The organism is Streptomyces sp. ML-6 (assembly GCF_030116705.1).
Lineage (GTDB): Bacteria > Actinomycetota > Actinomycetes > Streptomycetales > Streptomycetaceae > Streptomyces.
Map to the genome: position 1 here is coordinate 37,753 of NZ_JAOTIK010000002.1, position 16,071 is coordinate 53,823.

The following is a 16,071-nucleotide window of genomic DNA, read 5'->3' on the forward strand; positions in this document are numbered from 1 at the left end:
GGGCGGCGTGGACAGTCCGGATGCAGCGCGCCTGCCTCCTAGGTGCCTCCGACGCCGCGCTGTACAAGCAACAAGGAGAGAGCTTCGACTGCGGGTGAAGTGTCGGCCTCCCGGGTCGTGATGTGGATGTCGTGCGTGAGGCCGGTAGGTTGCGCTACTTCGAGGTAGGTCACGCCTGGGCGAGGGGCTGCCGCGAGAGCGGGGATGAGTGCCACGCCGAAGTCCGCAGCCACGAGCAGGGACAGGACATCGTATTGGTCGGAGCGGAACGCAATGTCGGGCTCGAAGCCCTCAGCTCGGCAGATGAGTTCTGTCGCTGCCTGAAAGCCAGAGCTCGGCAGTGCAGAGAGCCAGGTGGCATCGGCGTAGTCCCGAAGATTCGCGGTGGTCTGGCCGGCTCGCTGAAGGTGAGGGGGCACAGCCAGTAGCATCCGGTCGCGGTGAAGGAGCACCTGGCGCAGGCCCTGGAGACCGGGTTTTGGCAGACGTCCGTATTCATGAGTGACGGCCAGATCCAGGTCTCCGTTCGCCACCGCCGGCATGGATGTCTCCGGCTCCGCCTCCGTGAATGTCATGCTCACGTCCTTGTATCGCTGACGGAAGGCCATCAGCGTGGGCACGATGAGCCCGGTGGCGACGCTGTTGAAGGCCGCGATGCGGACCCTGCCTCCACGCAAACCCGACACAGCCCGTACGGCGGCCTCCGCAGCCTCGAGTTCGACGAACACGCGATGGGCATGTTCGACCAGAACCCGCCCCGCCTCGGTGAGACGTACGCTGCGGGCGGAGCGCTCCAGCAGCGCGGTACCGATGTCCTGTTCCAGGGCGGAGAGCTGCTGGGAGGCGGCTGAAGGCGTGCAGCCTGCCAGCTGAGCCGCTCCGGCGATGGTGCCTGTGCGTACGAGGTCTCGAAGCAGGCCGAGCCGACGAGTGTTGAGCATGGGAGAAACCTATGTCCCTCGGCTGCCCAGTCTGGGCAGCGAGCCGAATGGCTGCGGTCGCTTCCAGGAGGGCGCCGAGATCGGGCAGGTCGGAGCCGACGAGCGGGGGGCTCCCCAACAGGGTGAGCAGTGTGGGATGAATCGATCGTCGGCGGTCCCTTTTGGGACTGGATCTGTTGTACGGCACCGCAGGAGGGCGACGTCTGGCTCGACTGCGGGACGGGCTGGTCAGGGGGACGGCCAGTGCAGCCCGCTCAGGCAGGTCGAGCCCGAGCGGTCCCGTGCCGGCCGTCCCTGGATGTGGGAAGGACAGCGGTTAGGCGAGGCCTGTCGGGGGTTGCTCGGGGGCAGAAACAGTCGTTGCGGGCAGTGATGTGACTGATGACTCCAGCCCGTACATACCGTTGCTCGACCTGCTTGCCAGCCGGGAGTGGCGGCGCCCGAAGACCACGTACAGGACGGCGGCCAGAAGGAGCCAGGCTGCGAAGAGTGTCCAGGTGATGCCGGGGAGAAGGTAGGCGAGGTAGAGGCAGGAGGCGGCAGCCAGTACCGGAACGACGGGGTGAAAGGGCACCCGGTACGGGCGGTGTGCGGTGGGGGCGATCCGACGGAGCACACTGACTGCGGCAGCCACCGCGACGAACGCGATGAGGGTGCCCATGCTGGTGAGGTCAACCAGGTACTTCAGCGGGACGAGGGCCGCGAGGACGCCAGTGATGAGCCCGACGATCCAGGTGTTGTGCACCGGAGTGTGGCGCTTGCGGTTCACCCGCTGGAAGATCTGCGGGACCAGACCGTCTCGGGCCATGGAGAGCAGGATGCGCGTCTGGCCGAAGAGCGTGACCAGAACGATGCTGAAGATGGACACGACGGCACTGGCGGACAGGAGGACGGCAGGCCAGCCCATACCGGTCACGTTGCGGAGGATCTCGGCGAGTACGGCCTCACCCGCGTCGGACTGAGCGCCGAACCGGTCCATGGGCTGGGCTCCGATCGCGGCGATGGAGACCAGCACGTAGATCAGGGTGACGACGGCGAGGGTGAAGAAGAGGGCGAGCGGAACCGTCCGTTTGGGGTTGCGGACTTCTTCGCTTGCCGTGGCCACTGTGTCGAAGCCGACGAAGGTGAAGAAGACGCTGGAGGCGGCGGTGCCGATGCCGGCAAGGCCGTGGGGGGCGAAGTCGGCGAAGTTGTCCGACCGGAAGGCCGTGAAGGCGATGGCCACGAACATCACCAGTGCCGCGAGCTTGACGACGACCATGATCGCGTTGACGACGGCTGACTCGCGGGTGCCACGGGCCAGAAGTGCGGAACAGAGCAGGATGACGACGAGTGCGGGGATGTTGACCACGCCGCCTGCGCCCGGTGGTTGGCTGATCGTGTCCGGGAGAGAGAACCCGAAGAGCGCGTCGGTCAGTTCGTTGAGGTACTGGCCCCAGCTGACCGCCACAGCCGAGACGGAGACACCGTATTCAAGGATCAGGCACCAGGCGACGAGGTAGGCCATGCCCTCGCCGAGGGAGGCATAGGCATAGGAGTATGTGCTGCCTGCCGCAGGAAGCACGCCGGACAGTTCCGCGTAGCAGAGGGCTGCCAGGCCTGCGACTGTGGCGGCGATGACGAAGGAGAGTACGACGCCGGGGCCGGCGAGGGGGACGCTGGTGCCCAGGATGAAGAAGATGCCGGTGCCGACGACCGAACTGATGCCGATCAGGGTGAGTTGGGCCAGGCCGATCGTGCGGCGCAGAGTGGTCCCCGCTGGTGGACCGTCCAGCGGATCGCCGGCTGCGTCGGCGAGCATGTGGTCAAGGGATTTGCGGCGAAGCAGCTGGTTCGGCCTGAGGCTCATGAGTACTCCTGGATGTGTCCCTCAACCCACCTGGCTGTCCCGGTGTGGGCCTTGGTGCCGTTGTGCGGTGCCGTTCTCGGATCGGGCCCAGAAAGTCCGGAGGCTGCTTGGTGTTTCTTGCCCGCGATGGAGAGATCCGGCCATGTGCGAAGTAGGCCGCCGGTGGTGAAGACGTGATGTGGCGCAGGACGCGGGGGCGCATCGCCGTCTCTGCGGGCTTCCTGATTTACCGGCTCTCGCTGAGCGAAATGAGGGAAATGAGTTCCCATGCGGTGTGGGCGGCGGCGAGTCCAGTGATGTCACTGTGGTCGTAGGCGGGGGCGACTTCTACGACATCGCATCCGACGACATTCAGACCCGACAGGCCGCGGAGCGTCTTGAAGAATTCACGGGTCGCCAGTCCGCCCACCTCGGGAGTTCCGGTGGCCGGGGCGTGCGCAGGGTCGAGGACGTCAATGTCGACGGAGATGTAGACGGGACGTGTACCCAGGCGGCGCCGGATCTGCGCGACGATGTCGCTGACCTTCCGATCCTGGAACGCCTCGCTGTCGATGATCTCGAATCCGCCTTCCCGGTCATCGGCAAGTTCGCTCGGGTCGTAGATGCCGCCGCGCGTTCCGACATGCTGGCAGTGGTTGAGGTCGATGATCCCTTCCTCGGCCGCGCGCCTGAAGGGCGACCCGTGCCACACGCTTGCCCCGTGGCAGGTGTCCCAGGTGTCCAGGTGGGCGTCGAAGTGCAGGACCGCCAGAGGCCCGTGTGCCGAGGCTGCCGCCCGTATGAGGGGCAGAGCGACGGTGTGGTCACCGCCGAGGGCGACCACACGTGTGCCCTGGTCCACCAGACGCCGCGCGGCGGCCTCGATCGTCGCGACTGCGCGGGGGATGTCGTACGGACCCACCGCGACGTCGCCGGCATCGACGACCTGTTGCGAGTCGAACGGAAAGACGTCGAGGAACTGGTGGTACGGGTGCAGCTGTCGCGAATTCTCGCGGATATGCGCGGGACCGAAGCGGGCGCCGGGCCGGAAGCTGGTCCCGCTGTCGAAGGGAATTCCGAGGACAGCTACGTCGGCGTGAGCGACGTCTTCGATCCGAGGAAGAAGCGCGTAGGTCGCGATCCCGCCGTAGCGAGGCATCTCGGTTTCGTTGCGCTGGCCGATCGGCGTGGGATTTCCCATGAGCGTATTACTCATTTCATAGCGGCGTGCATGCTCTGGTTCAGCGTTGTATAGCCCACACGCCTGTCGAGGCGGCCGGCTCCGGTGATGAGGAAGCGGCGCGGAATATCCGCCAGGCGTCTGCCGGTAGGCAGAGGTCGGCCAGAATTCCGCAATACGACAGAAGGGATAAGGGCGGTTTACGCGTGCGTGAACAGCGTGGCTCATACTCAGCGGCAGGAGAAGCAGGGTCGCCTGATGCCGAGCTTAAGTTGCACTAATGCTCGGGGTGGGGTTGCGGGCGTTGAAGACTGGTCACATGCGCGCCAGGCGCATAGGCCGCCGCTGGCTGCGGCTCGACCTTCCGGTCCGCAGACCGCCATGTGCCGCAAACATCCCCGGTCACTGCCGCTGGGGCGCCGTCAGGCCTGCTCGAGGGCTCGGGCGACGCGTACCGCGTCCGCCGTGGCGCTCACCGCGTGGACGCGTACGGCCCATGCGCCGGCGCTTGCCGCGAGCGCGGAGACGGCGGCCGTGGCTGCGTCGCGTTCCGGAGGCGGCGGCGGTGCGCCGTCGGCGCGGGTGAGGACGTGGCCGAGGAAGCGTTTGCGGGAGGCGGCGATGAGCAGCGGGAGCCCGAGGGTGTGGAGGCGGTCAGTGTGGGCGAGGAGGGCAAGATCGTGGTCGGCGTTCTTGGAAAAGCCGAGCCCGGGGTCGACGATGACGCGGTCGGGTGCGATGCCGCCGGGCCACGGCGGCATCCACGCGTGCCTGGAGTTCGTCGACGACCTCGGTGACGACGTCGGTATAGCGGCCCTTGACGTTGCCGCCTTGCAGATGGCCCCGCCAGTGCATGACGACAAAGGGCACCCGTGCGGCGGCAACGACCGAGATCATGGCGGGGTCGGCGAGGCCGCCGCTGACGTCGTTGACCAGCACGGCCCCGGCTTCGACCGCGACGGAGGCGCGCATCGTGTCCACGGAGACAATGGCGCCCTCGGAAGCGGGGCCGCGGACGATCGGGATGACCCTGCGCAGCTCCTCCGCCTCGTCGACGCGGCCGGAGCCCGGACAGGTGGACTCGCCGCCGACGTCGACCAGGTCGGCTCCCCGTGCGACCAGGTCGAGGCCGTGCTTGACGGCGGGCGCCGTATCGAACCAGCGCCCGCCGTCGGAGAAGGAGTCGGGGGTCACGTTCACGACCCCCATGACCGCGCAACGGTCCCACTCCGGAAGGCCCGCGGGGGCCCGGCGATCACGCCGAGGCATCGACCGCGCTCATGACGTGCTTGATGCGCGTGTAGTCCGCGAGTCCGTAGGCGGACAAGTCCTTGCCATGTCCGGACTGCTTGAACCCGCCGTGCGGCATCTCAGGAGTAAGAGGTCCGTGTGTGTTAACCCATATCGCGCCGAAGTCGAGCGTGCTCGTGGTGCGCAGGATACGGGCATGATCGGTGCTCCACACCGAGGCGGCCAGACCATACGGCTGGTCGTTGGCCAGTTCGATGGCCTCCTGCTCGGTGGTGAACCTCTGCACCGTCAGGACCGGGGCGAAGATCTCCTTCTGCACGATCTCGTCCCGCTGGCGCACGCCCGAGATCACGGTGGGGGCAAGGTAGTACCCGCGATGCCCTTCGCGGGCGTTGTCACGTTGTTGGGTGTGTAAGTGTCTGACGGTGCGTCGGGGCATGATGGGACCGCGGTCCGGGCCGTGTTCAGGCCGTGGTGAGACGGCCGACGGCGCCGGTGATCTGGTCCCAGATGGCGAAGCGGATGGTCATCTCAGCTCGGTGTTCGGGGGCGGTCATCAGGTGGCGGCGGGGCCGGAAGTGGGGTGAGATGCCGCTGAAGGCGGACAGGAACCGCTGTGCTGCGCCTACAAAGCGGAAGCCCTTCATCGCGCATTCGCGTTGCCGGGTGGGCTGGTGGCTGTTCTCGGCCCGGTTGTTCAGGCCCTTGTGTGAGCGGTGTTCGACCGAGGGCATGACCTCGCGGTGGGCCGCGCCGTAGGAGCGGAGCTTGTCCGTGACGATCACGCGCGGCACGGCGCTCGTCTTCTTCATCAGGCGGCGAAGGAAGCGCCGGGCGGCGGCCTTGTCCCGGCGGCTCTGCACGAGGATGTCGAGCACGTTGCCGTCCTGGTCGACGGCCCGCCACAGGTACTTCCGCTCCCCGTTGACCTTGATAAACACCTCGTCCAGGTGCCATTTATCCCTGGGTCGGGGCCAGCGGCGACGCAGTCCGTCGGCGTAGGCCTGCCCGAACTTGGCGCACCACCGCCGGACCGTCTCATAGGAGACGATCACGCCGCGCTGGAGCATCAACTCCTCCACCTCACGGAAGCTGAGCGGGAAGCGGAAGTCCAGCCACACGCAGTGGGAGATCACCTCGACCGGGTACCGGTGTCCCCTGTATGACGGCGACGTGCACCCCACGTACGATCCCCCTCCACCATGATCAACCCGAGGATCCTCCCACGCCATCCGCCAACGTGACAGTGCCGCTGGCACCGTTGCAGCGCGAACGGCTTCACATCTGGTTCTGCTCCCTTGCGGAGGCGGCGGGGGTATGCGCACTGGGGCATGGCGCATACCCCTCGCCGACGAGGTGGCGATCAGCCGCGGAGGGCAGAGGCGAAGAGGGCGGGGAGGTCCTGCCATCGGGGGTTGGCGGCGAACTCGGTGAGGAGGCGGCCGGTGCGGGCGGCGGTGGTGTTGGTGACGAACCACGGGGGCTTGGGGGAGATGGACGCGTCGCCGTTCAGGACGGAGCGTGGTGCGGGGCGGAAGGGGCCGGTGACGACGGTGCGTTCGGTGTGGTCCAGGAGGAGGGCGTTGTGGACGATGCCGATGCCGCTCTGGACGTCGTCCAGGGTGTGGCCGGGGAAGGCACCCCAGGTAGCGCGGGGTGTGGCGTAGCCGACACCGGTCCAGGCGTTGACGGCGACGGTGCCGTAGCGCAGGTCGGCGATCGCGGCGCGCAGGCGCGGGCCGAGGGCTTTGATGGTGTCGGGGTGGACGATGAGGTTGGCGCCGAGGGTTCCGTGGAGGCGATCGTTGGCGGCGGTGACGGCGGCGTCCAGGAACCGTGCGCCGGTGCCGGGAAGTTCGGCGACGCCGAGGACCGGTCCGAAGTACTCGGTGGTGAAGGCGGACTCGTCCGGGTCGGTGAGGTCCAGTCCGGTGAGGAGGGTGCGTTCCGGGGTGCCGCCGGGCTTCTCTGCGTGGCCGGGATGCAGCTCGCGGGCGGCGCGGACGCGGGCCTCGCAGCCGGGGTACCAGGCCGGGCGGGCGGGTGCGGCGGCCAGGGCCCGGCGCAGGGCGGTGAGGAAGGCGTTCTTCTGGGGCCAGTCGGAGCTGAGGATCAGGATCTGGCCGGCGATGCAGTTGCAGCCGCTGTTGTGCAGCCGCATGGTGGCGACGTGCTCGGCCTGGTAGCGCAGGTCCGCTTCGGACCACTCTCCCGGGACGACGATGATCGGTGCTACGCCGCCGAGTTCGCTGGTCATGGGCTTGGACAGGTGCGGTGTGCCGGCGGCCTTGGCGGCCGTCGCCGCCTTGCCGGTGCCCCAGACCACGGCGTCGTGGGTGGCTTCGCTGCCGGTCATGTGGACGGCGGTGATGCCGGGGTGCCCGGCGAGGGCCCCGCCCACCTCGGGACCGCCCGTGACGATCTCGACCAGGCCCCGGTCGATGAGCGGCTTGAAGGCCGCGCGATAGACGTCGGCGAGCGGGTCGGTGGTGGGGTTGAGCTTGAGGACGGCGGTGCGGTTCTCGGCGAACAGCTGGTACAGCACGTCCAGGGGCGGGATGGAGAAGATGTTGCCGGCGCCCAGGACCAGGGCCACGCCCCTGGTCCGTCGCGGGGTGCGCTGGGTGAGGCCGACCGTGGCGCGCAGCTGCTCCTCGGTGGTGCCGGGGGTCGTCCAGACCTCGGCGTGGAAGCCGTTCATGAGGAGCTTGTCGTAGGTGTCGTACGGGAGGACCTGGACGGCGAGCCGGTCGCCGGGGGCCCGGGTGAGGCGTGTGCCGGCGAGGACGTCGGTCCCTTCGTCGAGGCGGCGCAGGGTTTCCTGGAGGGCCTGGAGGTAGGTGAGCACCGCGTACGAGCCGCTGAGCCATTCCTCTCCGAGGAGCGGGGAGGCGGGGTTGAGCTGCTTGATGTCGGCCGCGGTGCGCACCCATGTGTCGGCGGTGGCTGCGGTGGCGGAGGCGACTTCGAGGAGCAGCTCGCGCCGTTCGGGCAGGTGGGTGCGGGCCCAGGCGCGTTCGCCGGTGGCGAGTCGGTCGACCAGGGCGTCGAGGTCGGGGGCGGGGGTGGTGCTGTGGGTGGAGGGCTGGTCGGTCATGGTGGGGCCTCGCTCACGTGTTGGGGGTCAGGAGAGCTTGGGGAGGATCTCGTCGGCGACGCGGTGGCCGGATTCGGCGGCGCCGTCGATGTAGCCCGCCCATCGGGTGGCGGTTTCGGTGCCGGCCCAGTGCAGGGGGCCGACGGGGCGGCGCAGGGCCGGGCCGAAGCGGGTGAGGGCGCCGGGTACGGCGAAGGCTCCGTAGCAGCCGCGGCTGTACTCCTCCTCCGCCCAGTCGCGTTCGATGAAGGCGATGGGGTTGCGGGCCTTGGGACCGAAGTAGCCGACGAGGTCGTTGATCACCTGGGCGCGGCGCTCGTCGGGGTCCATGCGCGATCCGGTGTCGGCGTGGCGTCCTTCGAGGAAGCCGACGAGTACGCCGCACGATCCGTCGTGGGGGGTGTTGTCGAGGACGGTGCCGAAGGGGCGGTGGGTGCTGTTGGCCTGGCCGCTGAGGCCGGCGTGGCGCCAGAACGGCTCCTCGTAGGCGATGTTGATCTTGATGACGCGGCCCATCGGCATCCGCTGGATGAGCTGGTCGCGGTCGCCGGGCAGGCCGGGTGTGTAGCGGATGCGGGCGGCGAGCGGCGGCGGGACGGCGACGACGGCGCGCTGGGCGCGGACGGTGAGGCCGCTGCGCGTGGTGACGCGGACGCCGGAGGTGGCGGCGGGCTGCCAGTCGATGTCGGTGACGGGGGCGTCGAGGACGATCCGTTCGCCGAGTTCCTCGGCCAGTTCGAGCGCGATGCGCTGCGTTCCGCCGAGGACGCGGTCCTGCTGGGCCCCGCCGGAGACGTTGATCAGCTGGTCGAGGCCGCCGGCGGCGCCGACGTAGAAGGCGGCCCAGAGTGCGGACATGTCCTCGGGTTCACTGGAGAAGACCGCCTCGGTGATCAGCCGGAAGAAGTCCCTGCCGCCCGGGGTGCGGGCGGTGCGGTGCAGCCAGGTGTCGAAGGTCTGACGGTCGAGTTCCTCGGCCTGGGGTGCCCGCCAGGGATCGGCGGCGGCGACCTGGCGGGCGATGCGGTCCAGGCAGTACTGGGTCTGTCCGATGTCGGCGAGGACGAGGGGGTTGAGCTTGGGGATCCGGCCCGTGTACTGGACGCGGGTGGTGCGGAACTCACCGATGTGCTCGCCGTCGCCGTGGGTGGGGTAGGTGCGCAGACCGAGTTCCCTGATGAGTTCCATGGCCTGGTGCTGGGCCGGGCCGACCCACTGCCCGCCGACCTCAATGGGGGCGCCCCCGGGCAGCTCGCCGTTCAGGAGCCGGCCCCCTACGCGGTCCCGTGCTTCCAGGACCAGTACATCCGCCCCGTTCCTCACGAGGTCACGGGCGGCCACCAGGCCCGCCACACCGGCGCCGGCGATCACGACGTCCGCTGATTTCTCCATCACGCCCACCATTCATACGAAGCGCATCTGACATACATAGCGTATGTGATATCCATGGCGTATGGAAACCTTGCGCGAGAAATACGCGGAGAACACGCGGCGCACCCTGCTCGACACGGGGCTCAGCCTCTTCACCGAGCGGGACTACACGGCCGTCTCCGCAGAGGAGCTGGTGCGCACCGCCGGGCTGACGCGCGGCGCGCTCTACCACCACTTCGACGGCAAGGCCGGCCTCTTCGAAGCGGTCTTCGAGGAACTGGAGCGCCAGGCCACCGAGGACATCCGGGCGGTGGTCATGTCCGTGCCCGATCCTCGGGAGCGTGCCTACCGGGCGGCCGACGCGTTCCTCGACGTCTGCAGCGGGCAGGCGTACCGGCACGTCGTGCTGCAGCAGGGCCCGATCGCCCTGGGCTGGCAGCGGTGGCGCGAGCTGGACCAGCTCCACCTCGGCGGCCTGGTGCTGGACGTCGTGAACGCCGCTCTGGACGCCGGGCGCCTGCGGCCCCACCCCGCCGCTCTGGTCGCCCGGGCCTTCTACGGCGCGCTCACCGAGCTCTCCATCACGATCACGGAAGCCGACGAGCCGGAGCGGACCCGCGTCCAGGCGGCGGAACTCGTACGCGACCTCATCGGCGGGGTCGTGACCGACGGCGGCACGCCCCCGGCGTGACCCCGCCGCCCCCTTCGCCCCGTCGTCACGCCGCGGAGGGCGGCGTGGTGTCGGGCTGCCCGGGCCGGGGGTGCCGGGCGAACCAGCGCGCGACGGGTTCCGCGGTCACTCCGTGCAGGACGACGCTGAGAAGGACGGTCGCCGCCGTCACCTTCACGACGAAGTTCGCCTCGCCTTCGGGCAGTTCGATGGGAACTGTCACGTTGGCGGATGGCGTGGGAGGATCCTCGGGTTGATCATGGTGGAGGGGGATCGTACGTGGGGTGCACGTCGCCGTCATACAGGGGTGGCTTCGTTCACGTGAAGTGGTTCTGGCTCGCTTTCCGTGATGTGCGCACGCTGAGTGACGACTGACGCTCCGATCGAGCTCCGGGAAGTTGCCTGAAAATGACCAGGGCCGATCTTGATGTGGTCGACAGTGCGGCGTCGTGGAAGAGATGGCGCCCCGCCTGGAGGGCCTGCTGTTACCGTCCATTGCGGACGTGTCGGTGCTGTCGCTGGACGTGAGCAACGAGGCGATACGCATCGACGCCTGCAGTACGGCGGACAGGGCGGCATGCCCGGACTGCGGGAGCGAGTCGACCCGGGTGCACAGCTCTTACCTGCGGTTTCCAGCGGACGTGCCGAGTGGGGGACGTCTGGTCGTCCTGCAACTGAGAGTCCGGCGGTTCTTCTGTCCGGAGCCTTCGTGTGCTCGGCGGACGTTCGCTGAGCAAATGCCGGGACTGACCCGGCGGCACAGCAGGTGGACGGAGCGGTTACGGTCGACTCTCGCCGCAGTGGGTCTCGCCCTCGCCGGCCGGGCCGGCGCCCGGATGGCACGGGCCTTCGGGGTGTCCGTCAGCCGCAGCGCGGTGTTACGGCTGCTCGATGCATTGCCTGAACCCGCAGTCCCGGCCCCGCGAGTGGTGGGGATTGATGAGTACGCCACACGCAAAGGACGGGTCTACGGCACGGTGCTCGTCGACGTCGAGACCCACCGGCCGGTGGATCTGCTGCCCGACCGAGAGGCGTCCAGCCTGGCCGCATGGCTGGCGAAGCGACCCGGGATCGAGATCGTCTGCCGAGACCGCGCACCGTTCTTCGCGGAAGGCGCCACAGCCGGGGCACCACAGGCGACACAGGTCGCCGACCGCTGGCATTTGTGGCACAACCTCGGGGAGGCCGCCGAGCGGGCTGTCGCCCGCCACCGCCAGTGCCTTCGCGTCCTGGTCCCCGATCGCGAGGCGAAGGCCGACGAACCAGCGCCGCCCGAGGAGAAGGCGAACTCTCCATGGCGGAGCGAGCGATTCGCTAACCGCGTCCGAGCCCGGCACGCCACGGTCCACGCGCTGCTGGAAGCTGGCCACAGCCGCCGTTCCATCGGGCGTCAGCTCCAGATGACCCACCGCACCGTCAAAAGCCTCGCCGACGCTGCGAAACCGGAAGACCTCTTTCGCGGCCAGTGGCAGCACAACAGGACCTCCGTCCTCGACGAGTACAAGCCCTACCTGGACGAACGCTGGGACGAGGGCTGCACCAACGCCTGGAAGCTCTGGGAGGAGATCGTTCCCTTGGGCTATCGCGGCAGCTACGGCCGGGTCAGCGCCTACCTTCGAGAGAAGCGCACCTCGCCACGGCCGGTCACCGCGCAACCGCCAGCACCCCGCGTGGTGACGAGATGGATCCTCAGCCGACCCGAGACGCTGACCGAGATCGAACAGCTCCGGCTCAAAGCCGTCCTTGCCAACTGCCCTGAACTCGACGCCCTGACCGGTCACGTCCGGTCCTTCGCCCAAATGCTCACCGAGCGGCAGGGGGAACGACTCCCGCAGTGGCTCGACGCCGTCCGCCAGGACGACCTTCCCAGCCTCCACACTCTCGCGGCCGGCATCGATCGAGACCGCGACGCCGTCATCGCCGGCCTCACCCTGCCCTGGAACTCTGGCGTCGTCGAAGGACACGTCAACAGGATCAAGATGCTCAAGCGCCAGATGTTCGGCCGAGCCGGTTTCAGCCTGCTACGCAAGCGCGTATTACTGGCCACCTGATCAACCACCCGCCTCTCGGTGATAGGACTTCCCTCTACGGAAAGACGATGAGAAGGCGACAGCGTGGACGCAGTAGTAGCGATCAGCCTGATCCGCATGGCCGCTGCAGACTTGGCCATGGAACCCTGGCAGCGCCCCTCGGACGCTTACCTGGTCGAGTTGGGCCTGGATGCCCTGATGGCCGACATCGAGGCTCCCTCGCTTCGCCTGCTGGCTGGCCTCGCTCGTAGTGAGTATCCCCAGGCCCGCGAGCTGTTCGACCTTGTACTGGAAGAGTTGGGTCTGCTGCCGCTGATCTCGGACGATCTTGCCAAGGCGCGATGGACCGCGGCCCAGTGGTGGGCCAGCCAGATCGTGGCGTGCCAACTCGATCCCGTGCACGGAGCGAAGCTGATCTATGAGGAAGCTGCAGCCGAACTCGACTACCCCGACGCGCTGCAACCCATCGTTGATCTGGCGAGAGCGCTCGACCTGCCGAACGATCAACCTTCGGACCAGCAGCACATTCGCGACCGGGTCACCTCCGCGGCGCAAGAATTTCTCGCCACAGAAGCGCACCAGAACCACAGCCTTTGAGCTACGTCGCATGACCCACCGTGACCGGTTCACGGAAAGCGAGCCAGAACCCCACCAGGGTCGGGTCCTCTAATCGGCGGGCCTTCTCGCGGACCTGGCAGCGCAGGAGTTCGTGGATGACCTGGTCGGTGCCGTCGTCCCGCCAGGCGGCGAAGTAGTAGTACGTCGCGCTCTTCGGCGGCAGGTCGTGCGGGAGGTAGGCCCACTGGCAACCGGTCCGGCCCTGGTAGAGGATCGAGTTCACGATCTCCCGCATCTCGTAGGCGCCCTGGTGGCCGCTGACCGAACGATGCCGGTCCTTCCACGCGGTGATCACCGGCTCGATCAGAGCCCACTGCGCGTCCGATAAGTCGCTGGGGTACGGCTTGCGTTCACTCATCTGATCACACCAGCAGACCACCGGCTGCGGACCAGCAGATTCCGCCCGTGCCCACACCATCAGGTGACGACAGAACCACCCAAGGAGTCACGAACCGCCCTCTCACACCCCACGAGACACGACTGCGCTACCAAAGCGATCAAGCCCTCGCGGCATAACAAGAGCGTGTCCAACATCACGGGGAAACTTCAGGCCCTGGCCGGGCGCCGGATCGTGATCTACAACCGGGACTGCGACACCGGCAGGCTGCGGTGGGAGCTCCACCTCCACCACACCCGTGCCACGGTCGATCTGACCAAATACCGCCTGTGGAGCGGCGAGCAGCACCCGGCCGCGGACGCCTGGCTGGACGCACAGCAGTGGGATGAGTACGCGACGGAGCAGTACGCCGTCTTCTACGGCGCCTGGCACCTCTACTGGGGCACCTACACCTGGCAGCCGCTGGGCGGCGGACACCGCGCCCTGGGCGACTGTCAGACTGTGATCACGCGGTTGGAGGAGACGGCCAAAGGCCGTGGGTTCGAGTTTTCCAAAGGGGGCTCGTAGCCGAACTCACGGCTCGTACGTCCAGAACCGTACCGGGGCGGGCTCGGGTTCGTCCCGGTACGCCGAACCAAGGGCCAGACCGCGGCCTCGTACGAGTGGCAGACGGCTGCAGCCGACAGCGGCACAGGCCGAGCACGCCGAGCCAGCCGGATTCACTGTCGTCCGGGAGGGCAGCGGCTGGGTGACCCTGGTGGCCCGAGGCGCGGGTATCGTCACTGCCGGAGACCGCCCTCAGGTCCGCAGCGTAATTGCCCTCGTCCTCTCGGGGATTCGCCGACAGTCGCGAACCGGGCCGGGCGAGCGGGGTCATGAGTGCGGCTACTCAGGTGGGCGCAGAGGTTGGCCACGGACGGTACGCCGGGTGGCTGCGCTGTGTTGCGGGCCCGTGCACCCAGTGCGACCTTGGTCGAGGGGGCGATGCCGACGGCCTTGCGGGCGACGGCACTGCGGGCCGATGCACGGCTGAACCGCGCCCCACCCTCCCCGGCACCTGCCAGTCGGTGGACCGGCGCGTCCACGAACCGGGGGAAGCACACAGAAAGCGGGAAACCTCATGGCGAACGGATCCACGAGCATGCACGCCTTCGGCGAGCAGCCCGATCGGCCCTCAGCCGACGGTACGAGCCGCGGTACGCAGTACACCGGACGGTACGTGGTCGTGCTCGACCCGAACAGTCAGCAGCGCGGACTGGACGCGCTGGTTTCGGCCGCGGGCATCGCTCCCGTGCGACGGGTCCGGGGAGTGGCCGCCGCGGAGGCCTCCGGACTCCTCGAAAACCCCGACGTCTCGGTGGTCTTCGAGGACCTCGCCGTGGCCGTCGTCGAGGTGCGGCCCGAGCAGCGGCTCGCGCTGGTGACCAGTGCGGAGGCGGAGGACGCGATCCTTGCGGCCGAGCCGGAGCGATGGGTCCGCGCCTCGCAGATCATCGCCCCCGACCGGGCGCCAGCCAAGTTCTTCCCGGCCTACCGCGGCGACGAGGACGTGCTCGCCCGCCAATCCCGTGCCGAGGCCGCCGCGGACCAGGGACCGGCGCTGGACGAGCAGACCACGACCTGGGGGCTCCAGGCCATCCGGGCCAACGCCTCCGGCCTGACCGGCCGCGGGGTGAGGATCGCCGTCCTCGACACCGGTGTGGACACCGACCACCCGGACCTGGCAGGCCGCATCGAGGAGACGGCGTCCTTCGTAGCCGACGAGACCGTCGAGGACGGCCACGGGCACGGCACACACTGTATCGGTACCGCCGCCGGTCCGGCCCAACCCCAGCAGGGACCCCGCTACGGTGTGGCGACCGAGGCACGCGTGCTGGCCGGCAAGGTGCTCAACAACGAGGGCGACGGTACAGACGGCCAGATCCTGGCGGGCATGGAGTGGGCGATCGCCAAGGGCGCGAAGGTGATCTCGATGTCGCTCGGCGGGCGCGTCGAGCTGGGCGAGCTCTTCCCGCAGACGTACGAGATCCTGGCCGAGCGCGCGCTGCAGCTCGGCACGGTGATCGTCGCGGCGGCCGGCAACCACAGCCTCCGGCCGGGCTTCGTGTCGCCTGTCGACGTCCCGGCGAACTGTCCCTCCATCCTTGCCGTGGGCTCACTGGACAAGGCGATGCGGATCGCGTTCTCCTCCTGCGGAGGCCTCAACGGCCAGGGCGGTGAGGTCAACATCGCCGCTCCCGGCGTGCGCGTGCACTCGGCCGCTCCCGGCGGCGGCTACGCGACGATGTCGGGCACCAGCATGGCGACGCCGCACGTCGCGGGTGTCCTCGCCCTGCTCTCCGAGGCGAACCCCGAGGCCTCCGCGGCCGATCTGGTCGCCGCACTGAAGGCCGGGGCGTTCCCGCTGCCGCAGCCCGCCCGGGACGTGGGCGTGGGTCTGCTGCAGGCGCCGTGAGCAAGCCGACGGGGCCGGCCGAGCCCGTCGGGGTGATCGTCGCGGTGGACCCCGGCCGCTTCGCGGAGGTGGTCGGGGCCCTGCGGCGGGCCGGGTTGACGGTCACGAGTGAGCAGCCGGTCCTCGGCACGCTCTCCGGCACCGTCACGGAGGACCGCGTGGCGGCCTTGGCGGCCGTCGACGGTGTCGACTCCGTCGACCGGGAGCGGACCTACCGGCTGCCTCCCCACGACTAGTACTGCAATCACAGTTATGGGGTCTGGTGTGATTGAGTGTCGTCGTGTCTGTGGATC

General features: G+C 68.7%; 13 protein-coding genes and 3 pseudogenes. 6 read left to right on the forward strand and 10 right to left on the reverse strand.

Features of this window, described 5'->3' with window-relative positions:
• Window positions 1-38: 38 nt before the first annotated feature.
• The 8 genes and pseudogenes from OCT49_RS34170 to OCT49_RS34205 all read right to left on the reverse strand — a co-directional run bounded on the left by OCT49_RS34170 (window position 39) and on the right by OCT49_RS34205 (window position 9,689).
• Window positions 39-941, reverse strand: a complete 903-nt coding sequence (locus OCT49_RS34170; protein ID WP_283856047.1) for a LysR family transcriptional regulator — start codon at window positions 939-941, stop codon at window positions 39-41.
• A gap of 316 nt (window positions 942-1,257) precedes the next feature.
• A complete protein-coding gene (locus OCT49_RS34175; RefSeq protein ID WP_283856048.1) occupies window positions 1,258-2,790 on the reverse strand; it encodes an APC family permease in 1,533 nt (510 codons plus the stop codon).
• Window positions 2,791-3,016: 226 nt separating this feature from the next.
• Window positions 3,017-3,970 carry an agmatinase gene (gene speB / locus OCT49_RS34180; RefSeq protein ID WP_283856049.1) on the reverse strand — a complete coding sequence of 318 codons (954 nt, stop codon included), beginning with the start codon at window positions 3,968-3,970 and terminating at the stop codon, window positions 3,017-3,019.
• A 401-nt stretch (window positions 3,971-4,371) separates the two neighbouring features.
• A pseudogene (folP, locus tag OCT49_RS34185) lies at window positions 4,372-5,218 on the reverse strand (dihydropteroate synthase).
• Window positions 5,205-5,588: pseudogene (locus OCT49_RS34190) on the reverse strand (aldehyde dehydrogenase family protein); the annotation flags it as partial. The pseudogenes OCT49_RS34190 and folP, both read right to left, overlap by 14 nt.
• A gap of 76 nt (window positions 5,589-5,664) precedes the next feature.
• Window positions 5,665-6,432: an IS6 family transposase gene (locus OCT49_RS34195; protein WP_502963498.1), complete on the reverse strand. Its 768-nt coding sequence runs from the start codon at window positions 6,430-6,432 to the stop codon at window positions 5,665-5,667.
• A gap of 131 nt (window positions 6,433-6,563) precedes the next feature.
• The gene (locus OCT49_RS34200) at window positions 6,564-8,297 is read right to left on the reverse strand and encodes an aldehyde dehydrogenase family protein (RefSeq protein WP_283856051.1); all 1,734 of its coding nucleotides are present in this window, start codon (window positions 8,295-8,297) and stop codon (window positions 6,564-6,566) included.
• A 27-nt stretch (window positions 8,298-8,324) separates the two neighbouring features.
• A complete protein-coding gene (locus tag OCT49_RS34205; RefSeq protein WP_283856052.1) occupies window positions 8,325-9,689 on the reverse strand; it encodes a flavin monoamine oxidase family protein in 1,365 nt (454 codons plus the stop codon).
• A 61-nt stretch (window positions 9,690-9,750) separates the two neighbouring features.
• Here OCT49_RS34205 and OCT49_RS34210 point away from each other — a divergent pair, with 61 nt between their 5' ends.
• Window positions 9,751-10,359, forward strand: coding sequence for a TetR/AcrR family transcriptional regulator (locus tag OCT49_RS34210; RefSeq protein WP_283856053.1), 609 nt, complete (start codon window positions 9,751-9,753; stop codon window positions 10,357-10,359).
• A gap of 25 nt (window positions 10,360-10,384) precedes the next feature.
• Here OCT49_RS34210 and OCT49_RS34215 read toward each other — a convergent pair whose 3' ends face one another.
• A complete protein-coding gene (locus OCT49_RS34215) occupies window positions 10,385-10,561 on the reverse strand; it encodes a hypothetical protein (RefSeq protein ID WP_283856054.1) in 177 nt (58 codons plus the stop codon).
• Between the two features lie 235 nt (window positions 10,562-10,796).
• Between OCT49_RS34215 and OCT49_RS34220 the strand changes: the two genes are divergently transcribed.
• Together OCT49_RS34220 and OCT49_RS34225 are read left to right on the forward strand one after the other, a co-directional pair.
• A complete protein-coding gene (locus OCT49_RS34220) occupies window positions 10,797-12,389 on the forward strand; it encodes an ISL3 family transposase (RefSeq protein ID WP_283856748.1) in 1,593 nt (530 codons plus the stop codon).
• 63 nt (window positions 12,390-12,452) lie between these two features.
• Window positions 12,453-12,965, forward strand: coding sequence for a hypothetical protein (locus OCT49_RS34225; protein WP_283856055.1), 513 nt, complete (start codon window positions 12,453-12,455; stop codon window positions 12,963-12,965).
• Between the two features lie 52 nt (window positions 12,966-13,017).
• On the opposite strand, the pseudogene OCT49_RS34230 reads toward OCT49_RS34225, so the two are convergent.
• A pseudogene (locus OCT49_RS34230) lies at window positions 13,018-13,344 on the reverse strand (transposase); the annotation flags it as partial.
• Between the two features lie 165 nt (window positions 13,345-13,509).
• On the opposite strand from OCT49_RS34230, the gene OCT49_RS34235 reads away from it, so the two are divergent.
• The 3 genes from OCT49_RS34235 to OCT49_RS34245 all read left to right on the forward strand — a co-directional run bounded on the left by OCT49_RS34235 (window position 13,510) and on the right by OCT49_RS34245 (window position 16,014).
• Complete coding sequence (locus OCT49_RS34235; RefSeq protein WP_283856056.1) at window positions 13,510-13,890, forward strand: hypothetical protein; 381 nt, start codon at window positions 13,510-13,512, stop codon at window positions 13,888-13,890.
• Window positions 13,891-14,443: 553 nt separating this feature from the next.
• On the forward strand, window positions 14,444-15,778 hold the full coding sequence (locus tag OCT49_RS34240; protein ID WP_283856057.1) for a S8 family peptidase: 1,335 nt from the start codon (window positions 14,444-14,446) through the stop codon (window positions 15,776-15,778).
• The gene (locus tag OCT49_RS34245) at window positions 15,775-16,014 is read left to right on the forward strand and encodes a hypothetical protein (protein ID WP_283856058.1); all 240 of its coding nucleotides are present in this window, start codon (window positions 15,775-15,777) and stop codon (window positions 16,012-16,014) included. The genes OCT49_RS34240 and OCT49_RS34245 overlap by 4 nt, the downstream gene beginning before the upstream one ends.
• Window positions 16,015-16,071: the final 57 nt, after the last annotated feature.